Source organism: Aeromonas sp. R3-1, assembly GCF_040908345.1.
Classification (GTDB): Bacteria; Pseudomonadota; Gammaproteobacteria; order Enterobacterales; family Aeromonadaceae; genus Aeromonas; species Aeromonas veronii.
This window is the reverse complement of the sequence record NZ_JBFODN010000284.1, coordinates 1-1,869: the sequence shown is the minus strand read 5'-3', so window position 1 is coordinate 1,869 and position 1,869 is coordinate 1. Positions and strand designations below refer to the sequence as shown.

General features: G+C 53.9%; 1 protein-coding gene. It reads left to right on the top strand.

What is annotated here, in order from left to right; translation table 11 throughout:
• Positions 1–1,407 (top strand): methyl-accepting chemotaxis protein (locus AB5Y85_RS20360; protein ID WP_368222061.1); only part of this gene is annotated, 1,407 nt, incomplete at its 5' end.
• Positions 1,408–1,869 lie beyond the last annotated feature (462 nt).

Sequence of the window (1,869 nt, the reverse complement as noted above, 5' to 3'; positions counted from 1 at the left end):
GGCAACACCCAGGGGGTTATCGCCGGAGATGTCTCTATCAGCGCCCTTATCTCGGACATTCTGACGGTCACTACCGAGGGGACTTACGCCATTCTGGTCGACAGCAACGGCACCATCATCGCGCATCCCGATGCCTCCCTGAGTCTGAAACCCGCCACAACGCTAGCCCCCGAGTTGACCGCGTCTTACATCAATCAGATCGCTCATGACGGTACGATCAACGAGCTGGTGATCAGCGGTAAGAAAGAGGTCTTTGACTTTAACGCGATCCCCAACACCAATTGGTATTACGGCATGATGGTAGATGACGAAACCGCTTACCAGTCGGTACGCCGCATGGTCACCTCCTCCCTTATTCAGGGACTTATCACCATATTGATCGTGGCTGGCTTCTCCTATGTCGCCATCAACAGCTCGCTAGCGCCTCTGAAAACCCTGGGCGAGGCAATTGCCGACCTCTCCCGTGGCAACGGCGATTTGACCCGCCGCCTCAAGATCGAGCGTGAAGATGAGGTGGGCGCGGTTGCCAAACACGTCAATACCTTCATTGAGCGGCTCCATGCGATGGTGCAGGACATTTCCAACTCTTCCGGCCAACTCAACCAGCAGGCCAAGTCCTCCCACAGCATGGCAGAGAAAGCCAATGAGGGGCTGGCACGCCAGCAAAACGAGATCACTCAGATCGCCACAGCGGTCCACGAGATGTCGGCAACTGCGGTCGATGTTGCCAGCAACGCCGAGCAAACCGCCGAAGCGGCCCGCAGCTCCTCCAGCAGTTGTGAGCATGGCAAGCAAGTGATCGCCCGAAACCAACGCTCCATCACCGATCTGGCCACCCAGGTGGAACAGGCCTCCAACATCATTCAGGAACTGGAGAGGAACGCCCAGGAGATCAACACCATCCTCTCCACCATTCAGGGCATCGCCGAGCAGACCAACCTGCTGGCGCTCAACGCCGCCATCGAAGCGGCGCGGGCCGGTGAACAGGGCCGTGGCTTTGCGGTAGTGGCCGACGAGGTGCGCGTTTTGTCACAACGAACCCACAGCTCGACTGTCGAGATCCGCAGCATGATCGAAACCCTGCAACGCAATACCCAGGGAGCAGTCAGCGCCATGCATGAAGGCCAACAACTGGCCCAGAACAGCGTGGATGACGCCAACAACGCCACACATGCGCTGGAGCAGATCACCACTTCGATCAACCAGATCTCCGATATGGCGACCCAGATCTCCAGCGCAGCCGAAGAGCAACGGGCCGTCACCGACGAGGTAAGCCGCAACATTCAGGCGGTCAAAGATGTCTCGGACGAACTGGCAGTGGATGCAGACAGTTCGCGCCATCTCTCTGAACAACTTAAAAATATTTCGGGTGAACTGAGTAATCAGGTCGGCATGTTTCGCATATGAGTATCAATAAAGAGGACCGCCAGACACCAATGCCAGTAAATTAAGTATTCGTTTGTGTGACTAGATGTTCAAAATTCAGAATATCGAAGAACATTTCTACAATTAAAGGGTTCACTAGGCTCTAGCCCTGACCGGCAAGCAATAACAAGAGGGAGGCATCATGCCTCCCTCACTCTTTAGCACTGAACAATTAAAAAATATCCGCCTCACCAAAGTGACATCTAAGGAAGGTGCGAATAAGCGGGGAAATTCTTCTCGGCTGACGCAGTCATTTCATTTCTTCATGTTTGAGCCGATTTTTTCTCCCGTAAATGCCTTGAATCAGCCTATTTAGACCGTTTCTTCGCCATTTAAGGCGTTATTCCCAGTTTTTAGTGAGATCTCTCCCACTGACGTATCATTTGGTCCGCCCGAAACAGGTTGGCCAGCGTGAATAACATCGCCAGTTGGTTATCGTTTTTC